At 69.6% G+C, this 20,932-nt stretch carries 19 protein-coding genes; 6 read left to right on the top strand and 13 right to left on the bottom strand.

What is annotated here, in order from left to right:
• Window positions 1–174: 174 nt before the first annotated feature.
• Entirely contained in the window at window positions 175–2,457 is a 2,283-nt protein-coding gene (locus ACFQQC_RS03240; protein ID WP_376859631.1) for an NADP-dependent malic enzyme, read from the top strand.
• Window positions 2,458–2,476: 19 nt separating this feature from the next.
• Here ACFQQC_RS03240 and ACFQQC_RS03235 read toward each other — a convergent pair whose 3' ends face one another.
• The 9 genes from ACFQQC_RS03235 to rdgB form a co-directional block, all read right to left on the bottom strand.
• Window positions 2,477–4,156 carry an AmpG family muropeptide MFS transporter gene (locus tag ACFQQC_RS03235; protein ID WP_376859629.1) on the bottom strand — a complete coding sequence of 560 codons (1,680 nt, stop codon included), beginning with the start codon at window positions 4,154–4,156 and terminating at the stop codon, window positions 2,477–2,479.
• 47 nt (window positions 4,157–4,203) lie between these two features.
• A complete protein-coding gene (locus ACFQQC_RS03230) occupies window positions 4,204–5,739 on the bottom strand; it encodes a response regulator (protein ID WP_376859627.1) in 1,536 nt (511 codons plus the stop codon).
• A 45-nt stretch (window positions 5,740–5,784) separates the two neighbouring features.
• Window positions 5,785–7,386: a YifB family Mg chelatase-like AAA ATPase gene (locus tag ACFQQC_RS03225; protein ID WP_376859625.1), complete on the bottom strand. Its 1,602-nt coding sequence runs from the start codon at window positions 7,384–7,386 to the stop codon at window positions 5,785–5,787.
• A gap of 62 nt (window positions 7,387–7,448) precedes the next feature.
• Window positions 7,449–8,393, bottom strand: coding sequence for a glutathione synthase (gshB, locus tag ACFQQC_RS03220; RefSeq protein WP_376859623.1), 945 nt, complete (start codon window positions 8,391–8,393; stop codon window positions 7,449–7,451).
• Window positions 8,394–8,463: 70 nt separating this feature from the next.
• Window positions 8,464–9,279, bottom strand: a complete 816-nt coding sequence (locus tag ACFQQC_RS03215) for a SirB1 family protein (protein WP_376859621.1) — start codon at window positions 9,277–9,279, stop codon at window positions 8,464–8,466.
• Entirely contained in the window at window positions 9,276–9,665 is a 390-nt protein-coding gene (locus tag ACFQQC_RS03210) for a YraN family protein (RefSeq protein WP_376860842.1), read from the bottom strand. The genes ACFQQC_RS03215 and ACFQQC_RS03210 overlap by 4 nt, the downstream gene beginning before the upstream one ends.
• 41 nt (window positions 9,666–9,706) lie before the next feature.
• Entirely contained in the window at window positions 9,707–10,579 is an 873-nt protein-coding gene (gene rsmI / locus ACFQQC_RS03205) for a 16S rRNA (cytidine(1402)-2'-O)-methyltransferase (RefSeq protein ID WP_376859619.1), read from the bottom strand.
• A 377-nt stretch (window positions 10,580–10,956) separates the two neighbouring features.
• Window positions 10,957–12,111: a radical SAM family heme chaperone HemW gene (hemW, locus tag ACFQQC_RS03200; RefSeq protein ID WP_376859617.1), complete on the bottom strand. Its 1,155-nt coding sequence runs from the start codon at window positions 12,109–12,111 to the stop codon at window positions 10,957–10,959.
• A 70-nt stretch (window positions 12,112–12,181) separates the two neighbouring features.
• Entirely contained in the window at window positions 12,182–12,781 is a 600-nt protein-coding gene (gene rdgB, locus ACFQQC_RS03195) for an RdgB/HAM1 family non-canonical purine NTP pyrophosphatase (RefSeq protein ID WP_376859615.1), read from the bottom strand.
• Window positions 12,782–13,236: 455 nt separating this feature from the next.
• On the opposite strand from rdgB, the gene ACFQQC_RS03190 reads away from it, so the two are divergent.
• From ACFQQC_RS03190 to ACFQQC_RS03180, 3 genes are read left to right on the top strand one after another with little or no spacing between them, the layout of a single operon-like run.
• Window positions 13,237–13,815: a DUF2975 domain-containing protein gene (locus ACFQQC_RS03190; RefSeq protein WP_376859613.1), complete on the top strand. Its 579-nt coding sequence runs from the start codon at window positions 13,237–13,239 to the stop codon at window positions 13,813–13,815.
• 24 nt (window positions 13,816–13,839) lie between these two features.
• A complete protein-coding gene (locus tag ACFQQC_RS03185) occupies window positions 13,840–14,088 on the top strand; it encodes a helix-turn-helix domain-containing protein (protein WP_376859611.1) in 249 nt (82 codons plus the stop codon).
• Window positions 14,085–14,657 (top strand): Smr/MutS family protein, encoded by a 573-nt coding sequence (locus ACFQQC_RS03180; protein ID WP_376859609.1) that lies wholly within the window; start codon window positions 14,085–14,087, stop codon window positions 14,655–14,657. Before ACFQQC_RS03185 ends, ACFQQC_RS03180 begins: the two co-directional genes overlap by 4 nt.
• 77 nt (window positions 14,658–14,734) lie before the next feature.
• Here ACFQQC_RS03180 and ACFQQC_RS03175 read toward each other — a convergent pair whose 3' ends face one another.
• A complete protein-coding gene (locus tag ACFQQC_RS03175; protein ID WP_376859607.1) occupies window positions 14,735–15,754 on the bottom strand; it encodes an adenosine kinase in 1,020 nt (339 codons plus the stop codon).
• Window positions 15,755–15,826: 72 nt separating this feature from the next.
• Here ACFQQC_RS03175 and ACFQQC_RS03170 point away from each other — a divergent pair, with 72 nt between their 5' ends.
• On the top strand, window positions 15,827–16,714 hold the full coding sequence (locus tag ACFQQC_RS03170; RefSeq protein ID WP_376859605.1) for a RimK family alpha-L-glutamate ligase: 888 nt from the start codon (window positions 15,827–15,829) through the stop codon (window positions 16,712–16,714).
• Here ACFQQC_RS03170 and ACFQQC_RS03165 read toward each other — a convergent pair whose 3' ends face one another.
• Entirely contained in the window at window positions 16,715–18,142 is a 1,428-nt protein-coding gene (locus ACFQQC_RS03165; RefSeq protein ID WP_376859603.1) for a methyl-accepting chemotaxis protein, read from the bottom strand.
• A 334-nt stretch (window positions 18,143–18,476) separates the two neighbouring features.
• Between ACFQQC_RS03165 and ACFQQC_RS03160 the strand changes: the two genes are divergently transcribed.
• Window positions 18,477–18,851 carry a MarR family winged helix-turn-helix transcriptional regulator gene (locus ACFQQC_RS03160; RefSeq protein WP_376859601.1) on the top strand — a complete coding sequence of 125 codons (375 nt, stop codon included), beginning with the start codon at window positions 18,477–18,479 and terminating at the stop codon, window positions 18,849–18,851.
• Window positions 18,852–18,858: 7 nt separating this feature from the next.
• Here the strand turns inward: ACFQQC_RS03160 and nth are convergent, their stop codons facing one another.
• The gene (gene nth / locus ACFQQC_RS03155; protein WP_376859599.1) at window positions 18,859–19,602 is read right to left on the bottom strand and encodes an endonuclease III; all 744 of its coding nucleotides are present in this window, start codon (window positions 19,600–19,602) and stop codon (window positions 18,859–18,861) included.
• On the bottom strand, window positions 19,599–20,870 hold the full coding sequence (locus ACFQQC_RS03150) for a flavin monoamine oxidase family protein (RefSeq protein WP_376859597.1): 1,272 nt from the start codon (window positions 20,868–20,870) through the stop codon (window positions 19,599–19,601). Before ACFQQC_RS03150 ends, nth begins: the two co-directional genes overlap by 4 nt.
• Window positions 20,871–20,932 lie beyond the last annotated feature (62 nt).

Genomic DNA, 20,932 nt, shown 5'->3' with positions numbered 1-20,932 from the left:
AATCCGTCGTGTGCTGTCACATTTTCCGGACACCCGGCGCGCCGTCACCGGCGGAAAGCCCGCAGGGACGGGTTTCAGCTTTCCCCGACGTCAGCGGTTGTCCCGCCTCGCCCCGCGCACTAGGAACGGGGCCATTGAAGACTTGCGAAGCCGCGACCGGAAACGCCGAAAGCCATGCCCGACCTGACAGACAAACAGACCTTCTCCGACGAGGATGCGCTGGACTTCCACCGCCTTCCCGCCCCGGGCAAGATCTCGATGGCGCCGATCAAGCCGATGGCGACCCAGCGCGACCTGTCGCTGGCCTATTCGCCGGGCGTGGCCATTCCGGTGCTTGCGATCGCCGAGGACGCGGACAAGGCCTACGACTACACGTCGAAGGGCAATATGGTCGCCGTCATCTCGAACGGCACGGCCATCCTGGGCCTCGGCAACCTCGGTCACATGGCGTCCAAGCCGGTGATGGAGGGCAAGTCCGTCCTGTTCAAACGCTTCGCCGATGTCGACAGCTTCGACGTCGAGGTGAAGACGACCGATCCGGAGGAGTTCGTCACCGTCGTCAAGAACATCGGCGACACCTGGGGCGGCATCAATCTGGAGGACATCAAATCCCCGGAATGCTTCGTGATCGAGAGCGAGCTGCAGGATCTGCTTGATATCCCGGTCTTCCACGATGACCAGCACGGCACCGCCATCATCTCGACCGCCGGCCTGATCAACGCCTGCCACGTGGCGGGCAAGCGTCTGGAAGATGTGAAAGTGGTTCTGTCGGGCGCCGGCGCCGCCGGCCTGTCGTCGATCGCCCTGATGAAGGCGGCGGGCGTCAAGGCCGAGAACACCGTGATCGTCGACCGTGACGGCGTGGTCTTCAAGGGCCGTGAACACGGCATGGACCAGTGGAAGGCCGCCCACGCGACCGACACGCCGCACCGCACCCTGTCCGAAGCCATGGTCGGCGCCGATGTCGTCATCGGCCTGTCTGCCAAGGGCGCGATCACCAAGGAGATGGTCGCCACCATGGCGCCCAATCCGATCATCTTCGCCATGGCCAACCCGGATCCGGAAATCCTGCCGGAGGACGTGCTGTCGGTCCGCACCGACGCCATCATCGCCACGGGTCGGTCGGACTACGCCAACCAGGTCAACAATGTGCTGGCCTTCCCCTATCTGTTCCGTGGCGCTCTGGACGTGCGCGCCCGCCGCGTGAACCACGAGATGAAGGTCGCCTGCGCCCAGGCCCTGGCCGCCCTCGCCCGCGAGGACGTGCCCGACGAGGTCGCCGCCGCCTATCGTGGCCGCAAGCTGAAGTTCGGCCGGGACTACATCATCCCGACTCCGTTCGACCCGCGCCTGATCTGGTTCATCCCGCCGTTCGTGGCCCAGGCCGCGATGGACACGGGCGTGGCCCGCCAGCCGATCGCCGACATGGACGAATATCGCGCCTCCCTGCGCCAGCGCCTCGATCCGTCGGCGGCCCTGATGCAGAACATCTCGGGCGCCGTCCGCGCCGCCCCGAACAAGCGCATCGTCTTCGCCGAGGGCGAGGAAACCTCGGTGATCCGCGCCGCCTGGGGCTTCAAGCAGGCGGAACTGGGCACGCCCATCCTGCTGGGCCGCGAGGAGCTGATCCGCAAGAACGCCGCCGAAGCCGGTCTGAACTTCGACGAGATGGGCATCGAGATCATCAACGCCCGCATCAGCGAGCGGAACGCCGAGTACACCGACTGGCTCTACGCCAAGCTGCAGCGCCGGGGTTATCTGCGCCGCGACGTGCAGCGGATGATCAACCAGGACCGCAACTATTTCGGCGCCACCATGATCGCCCGTGGTCAGGCGGACGCCATGGTCACCGGTGCGACCCGCAACTTCAACATGGTGCTGAAGGAGGTCCGCCGCGTCCTGGACGTCAAGGAGCGGATGATCGGCCTGTCGGTGTTGCTGGCCAAGGGCCGCACCCTGTTCGTCGCCGACACCTCCATCCACGAACTGCCGGACGCCGAGGAGCTGGCCGAGATCGCCATCCAGGCGGCGGCGACCGTGCGCAAGCTGGGCAAGACCCCGCGCGTGGCCTTCCTGTCCTATTCGACCTTCGGCAACCCGCCGGGCGAGCGCGGCGAGAAGGTGCGCGAGGCCATCCGCATCCTCGACGCCAAGGGCGTGGACTTCGAGTACGAGGGCGAGATGCCGCCGGAACTGGCGCTCGATCCGGACCTGCGCGGCAGCTATCCGTTCATGCGCCTGACCGGCCACGCCAATGTGCTGGTCATGCCGGCCATTCATTCAGCCGCCATCTCGACCCGTCTGGTCCAGTCGCTGGGCGGCGCGACCGTGATCGGTCCGCTGCTGGTCGGTCTGGAGAAGTCGGTGCAGATCGTCTCGCTGGGCGCCTCGGTCAGCGAGATCATCACCGCCGCCACCTTCGCCGCCTATGAGGACGGCGCCGAAGGCGAGGAATAGGGGCTGAAAGCCGCCCGGGTCAGGCCCGGGCGGCGGCCTTGCGGCGCTCTGCGGCGTCGCGCACCCATTCGATGATGCAGAACACCACGGCCAGCAGGCCCAGCCAGGCGGCGATGGCGAACATCGGCGCATAGCCCTGTGCGTCGACCAGCTCGCCGAGCGCGCCTCTGCCAAGGGTGCCGATCAGCAGCGCGAGCGAGATGAAGACGGCGAACTGAACCGCGCCGAAGGTCTTGTTCGACAGGGCGGACAGATAGGCCACGAAGGCCGCGCCCGCGAAGCCGCCGGCGATGTTCTCGCCCGCGATGGCCAGCATCAGGCGCGCAAGGGGCTCTCCGATGTGGAACACGCCGAACAGGTCATAGAGGCGCGTGGCCTGCATGAAGCCGCCGATGACCGGCGCGCCCAGGGCCAGATCCATCATCAGCAGGTTGGTCGCGGCCGACAGGACAGCGCCGATCAGCAGGCTCCACATCCGGCCGATGACCAGCAGCGCCCAGCCGCCCAGCGCGATCCCGGCGATGGTCATGAACACGCCGAAGGTCTTGGACGCCAGTGCGACCTCGGCGCTCGTGTGACCGAGGGCTCCGCCGGTGTCGCCCATGTAGAAGGGGAAGGCGAACGGGCCCCAGACGCCGTCGGTGATGCGGTAGGTCAGGATCAGGCCCAGCACGATCACCGCGCCCCAGCCCAGCCGCCCCATCAGTTCGACGAGAGGGGCGAGAATGGCGTCATAGAGGGTGTCGGCGAAACTGGCGCGGGCGGGCGTCGCGGCGCTGTCGGGCGCGCTTCCCTTCCAGACGATCAGGCCCGCCAGCACGGCGGGCAGGATCACGGTCGCGCCGACGATCCACGGCCCCCAGGCGGCGGTGAAGGTTCCCGCGCTCGGCGCCGGGCTGGTGGTCAGGGCGACAACCATGAAGCGGACCAGCATGAAGGCGGCCCAGGCCCAGGCGGCGAGGGTGGCGATCAGTACGATCAGGCGCAGGCGCGGCGATCCCCGCCGTTCGCGCGCGACCGCGGCCTGCGAGGACGGTTGAGGCTCCGGCGCGATCAGGGTGCCGATCAGCCCGACGCTCATCAGCAGGGCCGCGACGATGAAGACGCCGGGCCAGCCGAGGATGGTCGCCAGAAGCAGGGCGCCCGCCCCCCCGGTCAGGGCGGCGGTCCGATAGCCCAGCTGGTAGATGGTCGACAGCAGATCGATCGGGGTTTTCTCGTCGGCGACCTCGATCCGCCAGGCGTCGATGACGATGTCCTGGGTGGCGAAGGCGAAGGCGCCCAGCGCCGCGCCCATGGCCAGAGGCCCCAGCACGCCCGTGTCCGGGTGCGACAGGGAGACCAGTCCCAGCGAGACGGCGATGACAAGCTGCAGGACGATCAGCCAGCTGCGCCGGCGACCGAGCTTCTTGCCGATGATGGGCGGCGTCCAGCTGACGACCGGCGACCACAGGAAGCGGAAGGCGCCGAACAGGCCGATCCAACTCAGGATGCCGATCGTGGCGACCGGGACATCCACCTCGGTCAGCCAGGCGTTCAGGGTGCCGATCAGCATGGCGAAGGGCAGGCCGGCCGAGAAGCCCAGCAGCAGCATGGCCAGGGTCCGGCGCTCGCGGAAGGCGGCCTTCAGAACGCCCATGCCCTTTGGAGCGGGCTGCAGGGCGGCGACCTCGCTGGCGGGCGTCTGGCTGTCGGTCATAGGCGTCTCCGGACGCCCCCCGTGGTCTTGCGAACCCTGGCGTCGATTCAGACGGCGACCTTGGCGCGGACTTCGCGGTTCGTCCAGCGGGACAGGGCGGTTCGCAGGGACTCCAGCTCCAGCGGCTTGACCAGATGGTCATTCATGCCGGCCTCGAGGCAGGTCTTGCGGTCCTCGGCGAAGGCGTTGGCGGTCAGTGCGACGATGGGGGTGCGGTCGCCGCGGGCGCGCAGTTCGCGCGCGGCGGTCGGGCCGTCCATGCCCGGCATCCGCATGTCCATGAAGACCAGGTCGTAGCGGGCGCGCTTCATGGCGGCGAGCGCTTCATCGCCGCTGGCGGCGGTTTCGACCGCGCAGCCTTCGCGGCGCAGAAGGGTCGAAGCCAGCAGGGCGCCGACCGGATTGTCCTCGACCAGCAGGACGCGGGTGCCGGAGAAGCGGCCGGGCAGGACGCGGTCGTCGTCCACCGGCGGGGCGGGCGGCGGACCGGGCCGCTGGGCGGCGGTCTGGCTGCCGACGGCGGCCAGCACCCGCTCCGAGAGAGAGGCCCGGCGCAGGGGCTTGATCAGATAGCCGTTGAAGCCGGCGGACCGGTAGCGGGCGATCAGATCGCGCTCGGACGGTTTCAGCAGGACGATGGCGCGGCTTTCGGCAGGGCGGGCGGCGAGGCCGTGGGCGCTCTCCCGGCCCGCGTGATCGACCAGCACCACAGAGGCGTTGGCCGCGACGGTCCCGCCGGACGCGGCGATCTGGGTCTCGGCGGCCTGCCGGACGAAGGGATCGGGGCTGAGGACGGCGATGGCCTGACCGGTGAGAGGCCGGCTGCGCGCGGCGTCGGGCGCGGCGTCGAACAACGCCTCGAAGCGGAACCGGGCGCCGGGACCGCCGGGGCGATCGGTGACGCTGACCGTCCCGTTCATGGCCAGGGCCAGCTTGCGGACCACGGCCAGGCCGAGACCGGCGCCGCCGAAGCGGCTGGCGTCCGAGGCGTCGACGTGGCCGAATTCCTCGAAGATGCGCTCCCGCGCTTCCGGCGGCACGCCCGGGCCGGTGTCGTCGATGACGAAGGCCAGACGGGGCCTGGCCTCGGTCCCGCCCACGCGCTCGACAGCGATACGGACGCCGCCGGTCGCGGTGAACTTCACCGCATTGCCCGTCAGGTTGAACAGCACCTGACGCAGGCGGCCCTCGTCGGCCAGGACGTCGGGCGCGTCGGCCGCGACCGACCAGGCGATCTCCAGATCGCGCTCGTGGGCGCGGGGGCTGGCCAGTTCGGCGACCCCGCGCACCAGCGCCTCCAGGTTCACCGGCGCGGTGTCGAACTCCAGCTTGCCGGCCTCCAGCCTGGCATAGTCCAGCAGATCATTGACCAGACCCAGCAGGTGTTCGGCCGATCCCCGGGCGTTCTCCAGATAGGCCCGCTGGGCGCCGTCCAGCTTGGTCCGTTGCAGGAGGCCCAGCATGCCGATCACCCCGTTCAGGGGCGTTCGCATCTCATGGCTCATCAGGCGAAGGAACTGCTGCTCGGCCGACCCGCTCGGGGCCGTCAGTGTGGCTGGCTGTGCGGTCCGTCGCCGGGGCATGTGGAGGTCTCCTCGAACACACCGTGGACTCAACACGTTAAAAGATCACCACGCGGGCGTGACGGTCTCGTGAGGGGCGGAAGACCCGCCCCGGCGGGCCTCGAAGGCGTCGTGGGCGTCGGCGGTCGAGCGGCGATAGATCAGGGCCTCGGCGATATGGCGGCGCAGGACGCCGTCGCAGCCGTCCAGATCAGCGATGGTGCGAGCCAGCCGCAGGGTGCGGGTCCAGCCGCGCGCGGTCAGGCCGCCGACCTCCCCGGCCTTCATCAGCAGGGCCTTGCCGGGTTCGTCCGGGGTGGCGAAGCGATCCAGAAGCTCGCCGGAGGCGCGGGCGTTGATGGCCTGATCCTGTGCGGTTTCCGGGTCGATGCCGGCGGCGCGCAGCCGGTCCGCCTGCATGTCGCGGGCGCGCAGTACGCGGGCGGCGGCCTCGGCGGTGCCCTCGGCCGGCGGGGGCAGGGCCATGTCGGCGGCGGTGACGGGCGGCGCCTCCACCGTCAGGTCGATGCGGTCGAACATCGGGCCGGAGATGCGGTTGCGGTAGTCCCGCTGGCAGCGCGGCGCCTTTCCGCAGGCCCCGCGCCCGGCTCCGCCCAACCCGCAGCGGCAGGGATTCATCGCCGCGACCAGCTGGAACCGCGCCGGATAGCGGACATGGGCGTTGGCGCGGGCGACGATGATCTCGCCGGTCTCGAGCGGCTGGCGCAGCGAGTCCAGCGCCTGCGCCGAGTACTCGGGCAGTTCGTCGAGGAAGAGGACGCCGTTGTGGGCGAGCGAGGCCTCTCCCGGTTTGGCGCGCAGGCCGCCACCGGTCAGGGCGGCCATGGAGGCGGAATGGTGCGGGGCGCGGAACGGCCGGTCGCGGGTCAGGGCGCCCCGCTCGATCAGCCCGGCCACCGACCAGACCATGGAGGTTTCCAGCAGCTCCTTCGGCGTCAGGGGCGGCAGCAGGCCGGGCAGACGGGCCGCCATCATCGACTTGCCCGAGCCGGGCGGCCCGACGAAGAGCAGGTTGTGGCCGCCGGCGGCGGCGATCTCCAGCGCCCGCTTGGCGCTCTCCTGCCCCTTGACCTCCCGCAGGTCGGGCACGCGCTCGCCGGATCGCATGGCGCCCGGCTCGGGTCGACGCAGCACCTGCGTGCCCTTGAAGTGGTTCACCAGGGCGATCAGGGAGCGGGGCGCCAGCACCGCCACGTCCCCGGCCCAGGCCGCCTCAGGTCCGTTGGGCTCCGGGCAGATCAGGCCGAGACCCATGGCGTCGGCGGCGACGGCGGCGGGCAGGGCCCCGCCGACCGGGGCGATCCGGCCGTCCAGCCCCAGTTCCCCGATGGCGGCCCAGCCGCTGAGGGCGTCGGGCGGGATGACGCCCATCGAGGCCAGAAGGGCCAGAGCCACCGGCAGGTCGAAATGGTTGCCCTCCTTGCGCAGGTCCGCCGGCGCGAGATTGGCGATGATCCGCTTGGACGGCAGGGCCAGGCCGATGCCGGCGAAGGCCCCGCGCACCCGTTCCCGGCTTTCCGCCACCGCCTTGTCGGCGAGGCCGACGATGGTGAAGGACGGCTGCTCGGCCGACAGCTGCTGGACCTCGACGTCCACCCGCCGGGCGTCGACGCCTTCGAACGCTACCGTGACGACGCTGGCGTGCATCGCTCCCTCCCGCTATCCGGGAAAGAACGAAACACGAACTCACAACTCTTGCAAGAGCGACGTTATCCGGCGCGCTTGCTCTCGATGGCGTCCCACATCAGGGCGGCGGCGTTGACTCCGGTGAAGGCGAGCAGCTGCTGGGCGCCGGTGGGGGAGGTGACGTTGATCTCGGTCAGATAGTCGCCGATCACGTCGATGCCGACGAAGATCAGGCCGCGGGCCTTCAGCGTCGGGCCGATGGCCTTGCAGATTTCCAGATCGCGCGGGGTCAGTTCCACCGGCTGGGCCGTGCCGCCGACGCGCAGGTTGGAGCGGACCTGATCCTTGGCCGGGACGCGGTTGATGGCGCCGACGGGCTCGCCATCGATCAGGATGATGCGCTTGTCGCCCTTCGAGACGGCCGGAATGAATTTCTGGATGACCAGTGGGTCGCGGCTGCCGACGGCGTGGATCTCGATCAGGGCTTCGAGGTTGGGGTCGCCCGCCTTCAGCTTGACCACGCCCGAACCGGCCGCGCCGTGCAGCGGCTTGAGGACCACGTCGCCGTGACGCTGATGGAAGTCGACGAGCGCCACCGGATCGGAACTGATCAGGGTCGGCGGGGTCAGGCCGGGGAAGTGCGTCACCAGCAGCTTCTCGGGCGCCGAGCGCACCTCGGCTGGATCGTTCACCACCAGCGTCTTGGGATGGACCGTCTCCAGCAGATAGGTGGCGGTGACATAGGCCATGTCAAAGGGCGGGTCCTGACGCATCAGGATGACGTCGACGTCCTTTGACAGGTCCAGCTTGACCTCCTCGCCGAAGGTCACGTGGTCGCCGACGGTCTGGCGAAGGGTCACCGGGCGGGCGCGGCAGAACAGGACGCCATCCTCCAGCGCCAGGGTGCGGAAGTCATAGACCCAGATCGGATAGCCCCGCTTCTGGGCCTCCATGGCCTGCAGCCAGGTGGTGTCGGACTCGATATTGACCCCTTCGATGGGGTCCATCTGGATCGCGACCTTCAGCATGGGCTGTCCTTCCGGTTGGGAGCAGCTTGGCTAATGGGCGCCGGAGGGGCCGGGCGCAACCCTTGGGGCGTCAGTTCAGCTGCAGTCGGACGCGATCCACCGACAGGCGGCGGTGGACCTCGGCGCCGTCGTCGAGGGAGCGGGCGCGGGAGAGGGCTTCGAGGGCGCCGGCCAGCGCGCCCTGCTTCTCGCGGGCGGCGGCGACGTCGAGCCAGGGGCGGTGGTCCTCGGGGTCCAGCAGGGCGCGGCGGACGGCGGAGCGTTCGGCGCTCTCATAGTCCTGGGCCTTGATGGCGCGGATGAAGAGCAGGTTCTGCAGCCGGATCAGGGCCTGACGGTCGCTGACCGGGGCCATCAGGACGTCCAGCCGGTCGGCCACATGGGGCGTCAGGCCCGCGCGCAGGGCGCGGCGGGTCAGTTCGGACGGCATGACCAGACGCCCCTGGCTGAACGGGTCCAGCGCCACCGGCCCTTCGGCGGTCTCGACCCGGAGCAGGAAGTGTCCGGGGAAGTCGACGCCCTGGGCCTTCACGCCCGCCCGGCGGGCGGCGTCGATGTAGAGGACGGCCAGCGCTGCCGACAGGCCGCGCCGGCGCTCGGCCACGTCGATGATGTCGGTGTTGCCGACATGGTCGAAGTGGATGAGGTCGCCGTTCAGCCGCAGATCGCCGGCCATGGTCTCGGCCAGGGCGTCGTCGGGGCTTTCACCCACCATGCGCTCGGTCAGGCGGGCGGCGGCGGCGTCGGCCAGCAGGCGGACGGGCTCGGGATCGCGGAAGGGGTAGTCGTGGATGGCGCAGGCGATCGCCGCCTCCAGCAGGGGGAAGGCGTCATCGTCGGCCTGCCCGGCCTTGATCAAACAGGTTTCCGCCTCGTCGCGCGTCACGACCGCCCCCGGTTCACGGCAGGACGATGGCGCGGAAGGCGGCGGGGTGCCAGCGCCACAATATCGATTTGCAACAGATGTCCGGCCAAGCTGGGTCTTTGGCGCAACACTGCCTGACCGGCCGAGAGGAGCCGTTCATACTGGTCTGAACGGAGAGCCTGGAGCGCCTGTTCCATCGTGGCGCGGCGCTTGACCTCGACCACGGCGAGGATGCGGCCGCGGCGGGCGAGGATATCGATCTCGCCGGCGCGGGTCTTCAGGCGGAAGCCGAGGATCTGGTAGCCCTTGAGCATCAGCAGGGCGGCGGCCAGCCATTCGGAGCGGTGGCCGGCCTTGTGGGCCAGCTTGCCGAGGCTGACGCGCCAGCCGCGCGACGGGGCCTTCACGGCCTTCGGCGCCCTGAGGCGATCCGAGGGCCGTTTCGGGCTCACCGGCCCTGTAACTCCAGCGCCCGCTTGTAGAGGGGCTTGCGGGGCAGGTTCAGCGCCTTGGACACCTCTGCCGCCGCCTCGCCGGGCGGGAGGCGGGTCAGGGCCTCGGTCAGGGCGGCGTCGGCATCGGCTTCGGAGGCGACCTCGATCTCGCCGGGGCCGACGACGATGACGATCTCGCCCTTGGGCGACTGGCAGCGGGGATCGACGGCCAGTTCGGCCAGCGAACCGCGCACGCATTCTTCGTAGAGCTTGGTCAGTTCACGGGCGACGGCGGCGGGGCGGGGGCCGAGGACAGCGGCCATATCGGCCAGGCTGTCGGCGAGACGGGGTCCGCTCTCGAAGAAGACCAGCGTCTGGCGGGCGGTGCGGAGCTCCTCAAGGGCCGTGCGGCGGGCGCCGGACTTGGGCGGCAGGAAGCCGGCGAAGGTGACGCGGTCGGCGGGCAGGCCGGCGATGCACAGTGCGGCCAGCAGGCTGGAGGCGCCGGGGATCGGGTGCACCGGCAGGTCCTCGGCCAGAACGGCGCGGGCGACGACGAAGCCGGGGTCCGAGATCATCGGCGTGCCCGCGTCGGAAACGAGGGCGACGACGGCTCCGTCCCGCAGGCGTTCGAGAGCCAGTTCGGCGGCACGTTCGGACGCGTGGTCGTCGCAGCGCTCCAGCTTGGCCTTCAGTCCATAGGCCGACAGCAGCTTGGCGGTGACACGGGTGTCCTCGGCCAGCACCAGATCGGCGGCGGCCAGAACGTCGAGCGCGCGCAGGGTCATGTCGCGCAGGTTCCCGATGGGCGTCGCCACCAGATAGAGGCCGGGCGCGACGGTGCGTGCGGGCGGGGCGGTCGGCGGGAAGACGGACGGATCAGGCATCGGCGGGACCGTGCCTGACAGGCTTGGCCCTGTCAGGGGAAAAATGCCGAAACCCTGCCATGTCGAGACTCCCTGCTCTGTTGAAGCGGCAGTGTAGCGGGGCGGTGCGTCGAAATTGGACGTGGGGTCTGCTTCCTTCTCCCGATGGGAGAAGGTGGCCCGAAGGGCCGGATGAGGGTTGACTGGTTCAGTCCGGCCCACGCCGGCCGCCCGGAGCAGGGACGCGGCTCATCGCCGAATGCTGACAGTCGACCCTCACCCTTTCGCCTGACCACTCGCTGCGCTCGCGGAGGCTCAAGCCCTCTCCCATTGGGAGAGGGTTAGGGAAGACAGGGTCCGGCGCCGCGAATTGGCAGGGTTGGAAGGTGTCGGGAGTGTCAGGTCAGCAGGGCCTTCAGCACCGCGTCCAGCAGGGGGCGGCCAGTGGCGGTGGCGGCAATGCGATTGTCTTCCTGCGTGAGGAACCCGTCGGCGAGGAGGTCGGCGAGGCGGCCCCGGTCGGGGGAGAGGTCGAGAGCGGCGAGGTCGGCCAACGAGACGCCCTCGACGGTGCGCAGACCCAGCAGGAGGCGTTCCTCGGCGGCCTCGTCGGGGGGCTGGCCTTCGCGCTCGCTCCAAGGGGCGTCGGTGGCGACGCCGGCGATGTAGTCGGCGATGGACCGATGGGCGACGGTGGCGGTGCGGACGCCGTCCAGCGTCAGGCGGCCGTGGGCGCCGGGGCCGAGGCCGAGATAGTCGCCGCCGCGCCAGACATGCAGGTTGTGGCTGGACCGCGCGGCCTCGCCCCGGGCATGGTTGGAGACCTCGTAGGCGTCGAAGCCCGCCGCTTCGAGCACGGTTTGCGTGGTCTCATAGAGTTCGGCGGCGAGGTCCTCGTCGGGCGGGATCAGGGTTCCGCGCGCGAAGGCGCGGCCGAAGGCGGTCGTGGGTTCGATGGTCAGCTGGTAGGGCGAGACGTGTTCGAAGCCGAGATCCAGCGCCTCGGACAGTTCGGCGCGCCAGTCGGCGACGGTCTGGCCGGGGCGGGCGTAGATCAAGTCGATGGACAGGCGGGGGAAGGCGCGGGCGGCGACGGCTACGGCCCGACGGGCCTCGTCAGCCGAGTGGTTGCGGCCCAGCGCCGTCAGCGAGGCGTCGTCCAGCGCCTGCACCCCCATCGACAGGCGGTTGATCCCGGCGGCGGCGAGGGCGGCGAAGCGGTCAGCCTCGGCGTCGGTGGGATTGGCCTCGAGCGTGATCTCGATGGGGCCGCGCGGCTGGAACAGGGCATTGGCGCGGTCGATGATCCGGGCGACGGCGACGGGGGCCATCAGCGAGGGGGTGCCGCCGCCGAAGAAGATGGAGGCGAGGCGGCGCGGGCCGGTCAGGGCGGCCTGAGCCTCCAGATCGGTCAGGATGGCCTCGACCAGCGCGGCCTGTTCGTCCGCGCGGCCCCGGTCGCGCACGACGTTGAAGTCGCAATAGGGGCAGATCCGGGCGCAGTAGGGCCAGTGGACGTAGAGGGCGACGTCGCTGCCGGGGTGGGGGGGCATGGAGGGGCGTTTAACCCGAGGTCGCTTCGCTGTCTCTCCCTCCCCGTCTCGGGGAGGGAGATCGCGGGAGCTATTCCATCAGCGCCGCCCGCAGTTTCTCGAACGCCCGGGCGCGGTGGCTGAGGGCGTCTTTCACCGCGGGGTCCAGTTCGCCGAAGGTCTGCGTCTGGCCCTCGGGGATGAAGATGGGGTCGTAGCCGAAACCGCGGTCGCCGCGCGGGGGGAAGGTGAGCAGGCCGTGGACCTGACCCTCGACGACCACGGCCGGGCCGTTCGGCCAGGCGACGGCGAGGGCGGAGGTGAAAAAGGCGCGGCGGTCATCGGACTGGATCTCCTCGAGTCGTTCTTCCACCCGCCGCATGGCGAAGGCGAAATCCTTGTCCGGACCGGCCCAGCGGGCGGAGAAGATGCCCGGCGCGCCATCCAGCGCCGCGACCGACAGGCCGGAGTCATCGGCCAGCGCCACCTCGCCCGACAGGTCCGCCGCATGGCGCGCCTTCAGCAGGGCGTTGCCGACGAAAGTGCTCTCGGTTTCGTCCGGTTCGGGGATGTTGAGCCCGCCGGCGGTGACCACCTCGTAATGTCCGCCCAGCAGAGCCTTTATCTCGGGCACCTTGCCGGGATTGTGGGTGGCCGCGACGATCCGCATCCCTTTGACAAGTTTCAGCATTTTGACCTCAAGCGACGCTGTAATGTTTCATTGCACAAGTTTAATATCGTTAAACGATATGTAACATGACTTCCACCCATGCACGTCCTATCTATTATCCCAAGAACGGACGCCGCGACGTTCTCCGATACGAGCCAAACCGGCAAGATCGATGCAGCGGAACAACGAACGAGGGGTGAAAACGTCCCTCACTCAGGAACCACGGAGAACGACAATGAACAGCATGAACGCTTCCTACTTCGTCGAAAAGATCGGCCACGGCGTGCTGAACACCTTCCTGCTGGCCGCCATGCCGACCGCCTTCATCGCGACCCTCGTCCAGTTCTTCTGACCGATCCCGGTCACGGAGCTTTGACGATCCGCATGACAAACGCGATTAATAAGACCGCGCGTGGGTTCGCCGGACCCCGCGCGGCGATCGCGCCCCGACGTCCGGCCTGAGAGAACCCGGCGCCATGCGTGTCCCGAACCTTCCCAAGCTCGGGTTTCGCCTGCCCCGCCTGCTTCCCCGTCTGGCTCCGGGCCAGATGACACGACTGCTCGGCGCCGCCCTGTGGGCCGCCTTCTGGATCCTGGCCCTGACGACTGTCGCGGCGGTCCTGCTCTTCATTTTCGTGGCCTTCGTGCCGCTGGGGCCGATGGGCCTGACCGTGACCACGGGCGACGGCGGCACCAATGTGCCCGTGCCCCGCGCCTACATCCTGTTCGCCGTCGGCGCCATCACCGCCTATCTGGGCGGCTTCACCCTGATCCTGCGCCACCTGCGGGTGATGATCCGCACCCTGCGCATGGGCGACCCCTTCCAGCCCGCCAACGTCAGCCGCCTGAAGCAGATCGGCGTGACCCTGGCCGTCGTCACCGGCGGCGCCTGGCTGGGCCAGTATATGGTCTCGCGTCTGGTGCGCGGCGAGCTGGAGCCGCCCAGCATCTTCGACCTGATCACCCCCGCCTTCTCGATCCTCGTCGTCTTCGTCCTGGCGGAAGTGTTCCGCGAGGGCGCGCGTCTGCGTCGCGAATCCGAATTAACGATCTGATCCCGTTCAGCTAAGCAGTACCTCATGGCCATCCGCGTCCAGCTTGATCGCATCCTCGTCGAACGACGCATGTCGTTGACGGAGCTCGCCGACCGCGTGGGCGTGACCCTGGCCAATCTGTCGATCCTGAAGACCGGCAAGGCGCGGGCCGTGCGGTTCAGCACCCTGGACGCCCTGTGCCGTGAGCTGAACTGCCAGCCGGGCGACCTGCTGGTCTGGAGCCCCGGTCCGCAGGAGACGGCGCCGGACGAGGACCTCGACGGAACCTCATGAGCCGCCGGGACGATCTCAGTCCCGATGACCGTCGGATCTGGGCCCGCGTCACGGGCTCGGTGAAGCAGAAGGTCGTGAAGAAGGCGCTGCGCGTCACGCCGGGCGCCGTGGAGGCCGATCCGCCCGCCGCGCCGCCGTCGAAGGCGGGATCGAAACCGCCGCCCAAATTCGTCAGGCCAAAGCCCGCCACGGTTCCCGTTTTCGCTGATCCATCCCCCGCGCCGTCGTCCCGCAGCCGCGGCGTGCCGGAGGAGCTGGAGCCGCGCCGCAAGCGCCGCCTGTCCCGCGAGCGCGATCCGATCGAGGCGAAGATCGACCTGCACGGCTATGGCCGCTTCCAGGCCCAGGACGCCCTGACCGCCTTCCTGCTGGGGGCGCAGGCGCGCGGCTATCGTTCGGTGCTGGTGGTGACCGGTCAGGGCCGCAGAGGCGGCACGGGCATCATCCGCGCCTCGGTGCACGAATGGCTGGCCGCGCCGGGGCTCAGGACGGTGGTGTCGGGGTTCGCACCCGCCGCCCGCCACCACGGCGGCGACGGGGCGCTGTATGTGACCATTCGCCGGAGCTGAGGAGGTTGTAGGCTCTAGGTTTCAGGTTTCAGGGCGGACCTGAGCCTCCCTGAAACCTGACCCCTGGCGCCCAGAACCTAGAGAAGCGTCAGCCCCCCTTTTTTCGCCAGGGTTTCGAGCGACACCGAGGGGCGCGGGCCCCAGTGGGCGATGACTTCCGAGGCGGCGAGGGAGCCGAGCTTGCCGGCATCCTCGAGCGACAAGCCGCGGGCGAGGCCCAGCAGCAGGCCGGCGGCGTACTGGTCACCGGCGCCGGTGGTGTCGATGACCTTTTCGACGGGGAAGGCGGCGACGGTGACGCGCTGGTCGCCCGAGATCACGACGGACCCGTCAGCGCCGCGCGTGACAGCGGCCACGTCAACCATTGAGCTCAGCCGTGCGGCGGCCGCGTCGAAGTCGTCGGTTTCGAACAGGGCGGCCAGTTCGGCCTCATTGGCCAGAACGATGTCGGCCGAGGCCTCGATGAAGGCCAGAAGCTCGGCGCGCCAGCGGTGGACGACGAAGCTGTCCGACAGGGTGATGGCGACCTTCCGGCCGGCGGCGTGGGCGGCGGCGGCGGCGGCCTCGAAGGCGGCGCGGGCCGGGGCCGGATCGAACAGATAGCCTTCCAGATAGACGATGGCCGAGGCGCCGATCAGGTCGGCGTCGACGTCGGCGACGGTCAGCTGGTTCGCGGCGCCCAGGAAGGTGCACATGGTGCGCTGGCCGTCCGGGGTGACGTTGATCATGCAGACGCCGGTGGCGTGGCCGGTCGCGGCGCCGTCCTGCAGGACCGGGGTGTCGAAGTGAACGCCGACGGCGCGGATGTCATGGGCGAAGACGCCGCCCAGCTGGTCGTCGGCCACCTTGCCGATATAGGCCGCGCGACCGCCGAAGCTGCCGACGCCGGCGACGGTGTTGCCCGCCGAGCCACCCGAGGCCTCAACGCCCGCGGCCATGGCGGCGTAGAGGGCGGCGCTCTGGTCGGCGTCGACCAGCTGCATCGAGCCGGCGACGAGGCTTTGGGCCTCCAGGAAGGCGGGCTCACACGGAGCCAGCACGTCGACGATGGCGTTGCCGACGGCGATGACGTCGTAGGTGGGGGCGTTCTGGGTCATGGGCGCGGCCATAGCGGGCGCGGCGGTGTTTGACCAGATGACGCGGCCCGAAGCCGGGGCTAGTGAAGGCGCATGACCCGTATCGCCGTCCTGACACCCGACCCCTCGGACGCCTCCTATGCCGGCCAGTGGCCGGGGGTTCTGCAACGCCTGTCGAGCGCGCTGGCGGCGGCCGATGTGACGGTCGAGCCGACGCCCTGGACGGACCACATCGAGGACGCCTCGGGCCTGACGGGCTATCCGCTGGTCCTGCCGCTGATCGTGTGGGGCTATCACCGCGATCATCAACGGTGGATTCAGGCTTGCCGGATCTGGGAGGCGGCGGGGGTGCGGATGCGCAATCCGGCGGCGGTGATCGGCTGGAATTCGGACAAGAGCTATCTGGGCCGGCTGGCCGACAAGGGCGTGGCTGTGCCCGACACGATCTGGGTCGACGGCGTGACGCAGACGGACGTGGACGCCGCCTTCGACCGCTTCGGGACCGATGTGGTGGTGGTCAAGCCGCGCGTTTCGGGCGGGGCGTGGAAGACGCTGCGGCTGACGCGCGGGGAGACGATGGAGGGAGCGCCCGAGGGGCCGGCGATGATCCAGCCCTATCTGCCGTCCATCGAGAGTCAGGACGAATTGGGGGGCGAGACCAGCCTGCTGTTCTTCGGCGGCAAGCTGAGCCACGTGGTCAACAAGCGGCCGGTCAGCGGAGAATTCCGCATCCAGGTGCAGTTCGGCGGCCAGTATGTGGCCCTGCCGGAGCCGCCGGAGGGGGCGCTGGCGTTGGCGGAGGCGACGCTGGCGGCCATCGGGGAGGACCTGCTCTACGCCCGGATCGACATGGCGCGGGCGCCGGATGGCGGCTGGCGGCTGATGGAGGCCGAGCTGATCGAGCCCGACTTCTATCTGGGGTCGGCGCCGGACGGCGGGCGCAAGTTCGCCGAGGCCGTCCGGGCCGTGCTGGAGGCCTGATCAGGCGCTGCGGGCGAAGGCCTCGATGCGGGCCTCGGCCTGACGGATCGGCGTGGGGCGGAAGCCGCCCTCGCTGACCTGGAAACGCCCGACCAGCTCGGCCAGCGTCCCGGCTTCGCGGTTGAGGTTCAGGCTGGCGGCGGTCGACTGCTCGACCATGGCGGCGTTCTGCTGGGTGACCTGATCCATGTCGTTCACCGCGGTGTTGACCTGGGCCAGCCCGGACGCCTGTTCCTGGGTCGAGGCGCGGATCTCGCCCATCAGTTCGGTGATCTCGCCGATGCGGCTGACGATGCCGGTGAGGGCCTCGCCCGACTGGCGCACCAGAACCACCCCGTCCTTCACCTGGGCGCCCGAGGCCGAGATCAGGGTCTTGATCTCCCTGGCCGAGTCCGCCGAGCGCTGGGCCAGGGCCCGGACCTCGGAGGCCACGACCGCGAAGCCGCGACCGGCCTCGCCGGCGCGGGCGGCCTCGACCCCGGCGTTCAGGGCCAGAAGGTTGGTCTGGAAGGCGATCTCGTCGATCACGCCGATGATCTGGCCGATCTGGTCGGAGGACTGTTCGATCTCGCCCATGGCGGCGACGGCGCGCTGGACGACCTCGCCGCCGCTCTGCGCCTGCGTGCGGGCCTGGCCGACGACCGTGTCGGCGGACAGGGCGTTCTCGGCGGTGCGTTTCACCGTGGCGGTGATCTCGTCGAGGGCCGCCGCGGTTTCCTCCAGGCTGGCGGCCTGACGCTCCGTGCGGCGCGACAGCTCGGTGGCGGCGCTGCTGATCTCGCCGGCGCCGGACTGCATCGCTCCGGCATTGGCGCGAATGACGCCCATGGCCTCGTCGACGGCGGTCATGGCGCTGTTGAAGTTTTCGCGCAGCGGGCCGTAGCGGCCGGGGAAGTCGCTGATGATCCGGTACGACAGATCGCCGCCCGCCATGGCGGCCAGGCCGCGACCGGTGTCCTCGACCACCCGGGTCTGGAGCTCGGCTTCCCGGCGATCGGCCTCGGCGCGGCGTTCGCGTTCGACCTCGGCGGCGGTGACGTCGGTGGCGAATTTGACCACCTTGTAGGGTTTTCCGCTCGCGTCGAGGATCGGGTTGTAGGAGGCCTCGATCACCGCCCGGGTTCCGCCCTTGCCGTAACGGGTGAACTTGTCGGCGATGAACTCCCCGGCGTTCAGCCGACGCCAGAAGGCCTTGTACTCGGCGCCGGCGGCCTCGGCCGGATCCATGAAGATACTGTGGTGACGCCCCCGGATCTCGTCCAGTTCGTAGCCGACGACGGCCAGGAAATTGGCGTTGGCGGTGCGGATCGTGCCGTCGAGTTCAAACTCGATGACGGCCTGCGAGCGATGGACGGCGTCCAGCATGGCGCGGCGCTCGGCGAGCTCGACCGAGGTGTCGGTGGAGCGGCCGCGAAGAAAGGTCTTCATGGCGTGTCTCGATAGGAGGGGAGGGATACGCGAACTGCGCGAAGCTTGACCGTTAATGGTTTACGGGCGGCGCCCGTTTGCTTAGCGCCCTATGTTTTATGGCGAAACAGTCATTTTTCCCTCAACAAGCGCATCCGGTAACACCGGAATCCGGAACGTGATACGCGCCCGGCCTCCCTTGCATACCGCTACGTTTCTCGCCCCCCGGAACGCCGTGCCCACCTCCAGATATTCGCTGCAATTGAAAGTTGTTAACAGTGTCTCGCAAGCCGCGAGGCGGTGGCAACAGCGCTCGGCCGAGGCCTATCGCGGCGCGGGTCACGCGGGGGCGCCGATGAGCCTGCTCTATGTGCTGGCCGACGCCAGGCGCGGCCTGACCCATTCCGAGATCGCCGAACGGATGAAGATCACCGGCGCCAGCGTGACCCGGCTGGTGGACTGGCTGGAGGATGCCGGTCTGGTGACGCGTCGACGTCTGATCGGGGACGGGCGCTCGCGTCTGGTGGTCATGCAGGAGAAGGGCGCCACCGCCCTGGCGGCCTTCGACGATCTGGCGGCGGCGATGCGAACCCGGGTGTTCGACGGCGTTCCGGACGCGGAGCTGATGACCGCGCTGAACGTGCTCGAGACCCTGGCCTCGCGCCTGATGACTGATCCCGGCCTGCGCGAGGCCGATGCGGCGGCGTCGGAGGCGGCGACCGACGCTTGAGGTCTGCTCAGGCCGCCTCGCCCAGCGCCATCAGACCGGCGCGTGAGGGGCAGAGGTCGTTGATGACGCAGGCGGTGCATTTCGGCCGGCGCGCGGTGCAGGTGTAGCGGCCATGCAGGATCAGCCAATGGTGGGCCTTGGGCAGCCACTCGTCCGGCACGATCCGGTGCAACTGGGCCTCGACCTTGTCGGGTGTGCCGGCGTTGGCCAGACCCAGCCGGTGCGAAACGCGGAAGACGTGGGTGTCCACGGCGATGGCCGGCTCGACGCCCATTTCGTTCAGCACCACGCTGGCGGTCTTGCGGCCCACGCCCGGAAGGGCCTGCAGGTCCTCGCGGTTCAGCGGGATTTCGCCGCCGTGTTTCTCCAGCACGATGCGGCTCAGGGCGATGACGTTCTTCGCCTTGCCGCGATACAGGCCGATGGAGTTGATGAAAGGGATCAGCCCTTCTTCGCCCAGCGCCAGCATCTTCTGCGGCGTATCGGCGACCTTGAACAGCTTGTCGGTGGCCTTGTTGACCCCGACGTCGGTCGCCTGCGCTGACAGGGCGACGGCGACCACGAAGGTGAAGGGGTTGGTGTAGTTCAGCTCGGTCTTCGGGTCCGGCATGAAGGCCGCCAGTCGCTCGAAGATGGTCTCGACCCGATCCTCGTCCGGCGGCCAGCGCAGCACCGGGATCGCTGCGCCGGTCATCACGGCGGGGCGTTTGGGGGCAGTCTTCTTCGGACGCTTGGGCGCGGGCGGTTTCATGCCTCTTCGTCGCCGCGCGCCGGCCCGGGATCAAGGCCCAGCGCCGCCATCGCCTCCCGCGCCGCGCGCTCGCCCTCCATCCAGGCGCCGTGGGTGGTGCCGTAGAAGGCTTCGGCGGTGGCTTCGCCGGCCAGGAAGATGCGGTTCTCGATCGGGGCCTTGAGCCTTTTGCGGTCGCCCGCGTGGCCGGGCATGGCGTGGGAATAGGCGCCGTGGGACCAGGGATCGGCGCCCCACATGGTCGCGACCACGGGCGACAGCCGCTTGCGCATGTCCGAGCCCAGCAGATGGACCAGTTCGTCGACGGCGAAGGCGTAGAAGCCCGCCTGACCCTCGGCCTCCAGCCCGCGCGCCAGATCGGCGCCGTAGTAGCCCTCGATCATCGGCCGACCGAAGGGCCGCAGGTGGTAGCCGCCGGTGTCCGCGGTGTCGGTGCGGCCCCACAACTGGCTGTTCTCCGGGAAGTCCTCCGCCCCGGTGACGGTCATGTGCATCTTGGACGCCAGTCCCAGCGGCACATAGCTGGCCGCCTCGACGAGCGCGGGCAGGGGCGGATCGAATTTCAGGGTCTCGCGGGCGATCAGATCGGTCGGGACGGTGACGATGACCGTGCGGGCCTCGATCATGCCCCGGTCGGTGGTCAGCTTCAGGACCGGGCCCGAGCGGTCGATCCGGCGGACCGGGCAGTCGGTGACGACCGGGACCGGACGACCGAGGGCTTCGATCAGTCGGCCGTATCCCTCGCGCACCCGCCAGTTCACGCCGGTGTCGCGGTAGGCGTCGTAGTCGAGGATGGAGACCTGGGCGAAGCGGGCGCCGTTCAGGGCGCCGGAGATGGCGTCGATCCGGCCGTTCCAGCGGTTGCCGGGCTCCAGCAGGGTGGAGGCGGGGGCCTCGTGCCCGCGGGCGGCGGCTTCGGCGATGCGGTCGTCGAAGGCGTCGTAGGCGGCGCGGAAGTCGGCGATCTCGGCGTCGCTGGTCTCATGGTTGAAGGCTTGGCTCTGCCAGGGCGGCGGGGTTCGATCGACCGTCAGGCCCGCGGGTTCGACCATCGCCGCCAGCGGGTTCTCATCCGCCGAGTGCAGCCAGCCGCAGCCCATATCCAGACCCTCGCCCCGGAAGGGCAGGGTCCAGGCCCGGCCGCCGATCCGGTCGCGGGCCTCGAGCACGGCGACCGACAGGGGCTGGTTCGACAGGGCGCGCGCGGCCGCCAGACCGGCGGCGCCGGCCCCGATGACGACCACATCGACGGAAGCGGGAAGTGACACGGAAACCTCAGTCCTTACGTCGCGAAACATGACGTGTTGCGGCGCCGAAACAAGGGAGTTGA

Source organism: Brevundimonas sp. GCM10030266 (assembly GCF_042666595.1).
Lineage (GTDB): Bacteria > Pseudomonadota > Alphaproteobacteria > Caulobacterales > Caulobacteraceae > Brevundimonas.
The sequence above is the reverse complement of the archived record's forward strand: the minus strand, read 5'-3'. Positions and strand labels throughout refer to the sequence as shown.

Coding starts and splice junctions, on each gene's coding strand:
- ACFQQC_RS03240 (WP_376859631.1), top strand. CDS start 175: ATGCCCGACCTGACAGACAAACAGACCTTCTCCGACGAGGATGCGCTG.
- ACFQQC_RS03235 (WP_376859629.1), bottom strand. CDS start 4,156: ATGACCGACAGCCAGACGCCCGCCAGCGAGGTCGCCGCCCTGCAGCCC.
- ACFQQC_RS03230 (WP_376859627.1), bottom strand. CDS start 5,739: ATGCCCCGGCGACGGACCGCACAGCCAGCCACACTGACGGCCCCGAGC.
- ACFQQC_RS03225 (WP_376859625.1), bottom strand. CDS start 7,386: ATGCACGCCAGCGTCGTCACGGTAGCGTTCGAAGGCGTCGACGCCCGG.
- gshB (WP_376859623.1), bottom strand. CDS start 8,393: ATGCTGAAGGTCGCGATCCAGATGGACCCCATCGAAGGGGTCAATATC.
- rsmI (WP_376859619.1), bottom strand. CDS start 10,579: ATGCCTGATCCGTCCGTCTTCCCGCCGACCGCCCCGCCCGCACGCACC.
- hemW (WP_376859617.1), bottom strand. CDS start 12,111: ATGCCCCCCCACCCCGGCAGCGACGTCGCCCTCTACGTCCACTGGCCC.
- rdgB (WP_376859615.1), bottom strand. CDS start 12,781: ATGCTGAAACTTGTCAAAGGGATGCGGATCGTCGCGGCCACCCACAAT.
- ACFQQC_RS03190 (WP_376859613.1), top strand. CDS start 13,237: ATGCGTGTCCCGAACCTTCCCAAGCTCGGGTTTCGCCTGCCCCGCCTG.
- ACFQQC_RS03185 (WP_376859611.1), top strand. CDS start 13,840: ATGGCCATCCGCGTCCAGCTTGATCGCATCCTCGTCGAACGACGCATG.
- ACFQQC_RS03180 (WP_376859609.1), top strand. CDS start 14,085: ATGAGCCGCCGGGACGATCTCAGTCCCGATGACCGTCGGATCTGGGCC.
- ACFQQC_RS03175 (WP_376859607.1), bottom strand. CDS start 15,754: ATGACCCAGAACGCCCCCACCTACGACGTCATCGCCGTCGGCAACGCC.
- ACFQQC_RS03170 (WP_376859605.1), top strand. CDS start 15,827: ATGACCCGTATCGCCGTCCTGACACCCGACCCCTCGGACGCCTCCTAT.
- ACFQQC_RS03165 (WP_376859603.1), bottom strand. CDS start 18,142: ATGAAGACCTTTCTTCGCGGCCGCTCCACCGACACCTCGGTCGAGCTC.
- ACFQQC_RS03160 (WP_376859601.1), top strand. CDS start 18,477: ATGAGCCTGCTCTATGTGCTGGCCGACGCCAGGCGCGGCCTGACCCAT.
- nth (WP_376859599.1), bottom strand. CDS start 19,602: ATGAAACCGCCCGCGCCCAAGCGTCCGAAGAAGACTGCCCCCAAACGC.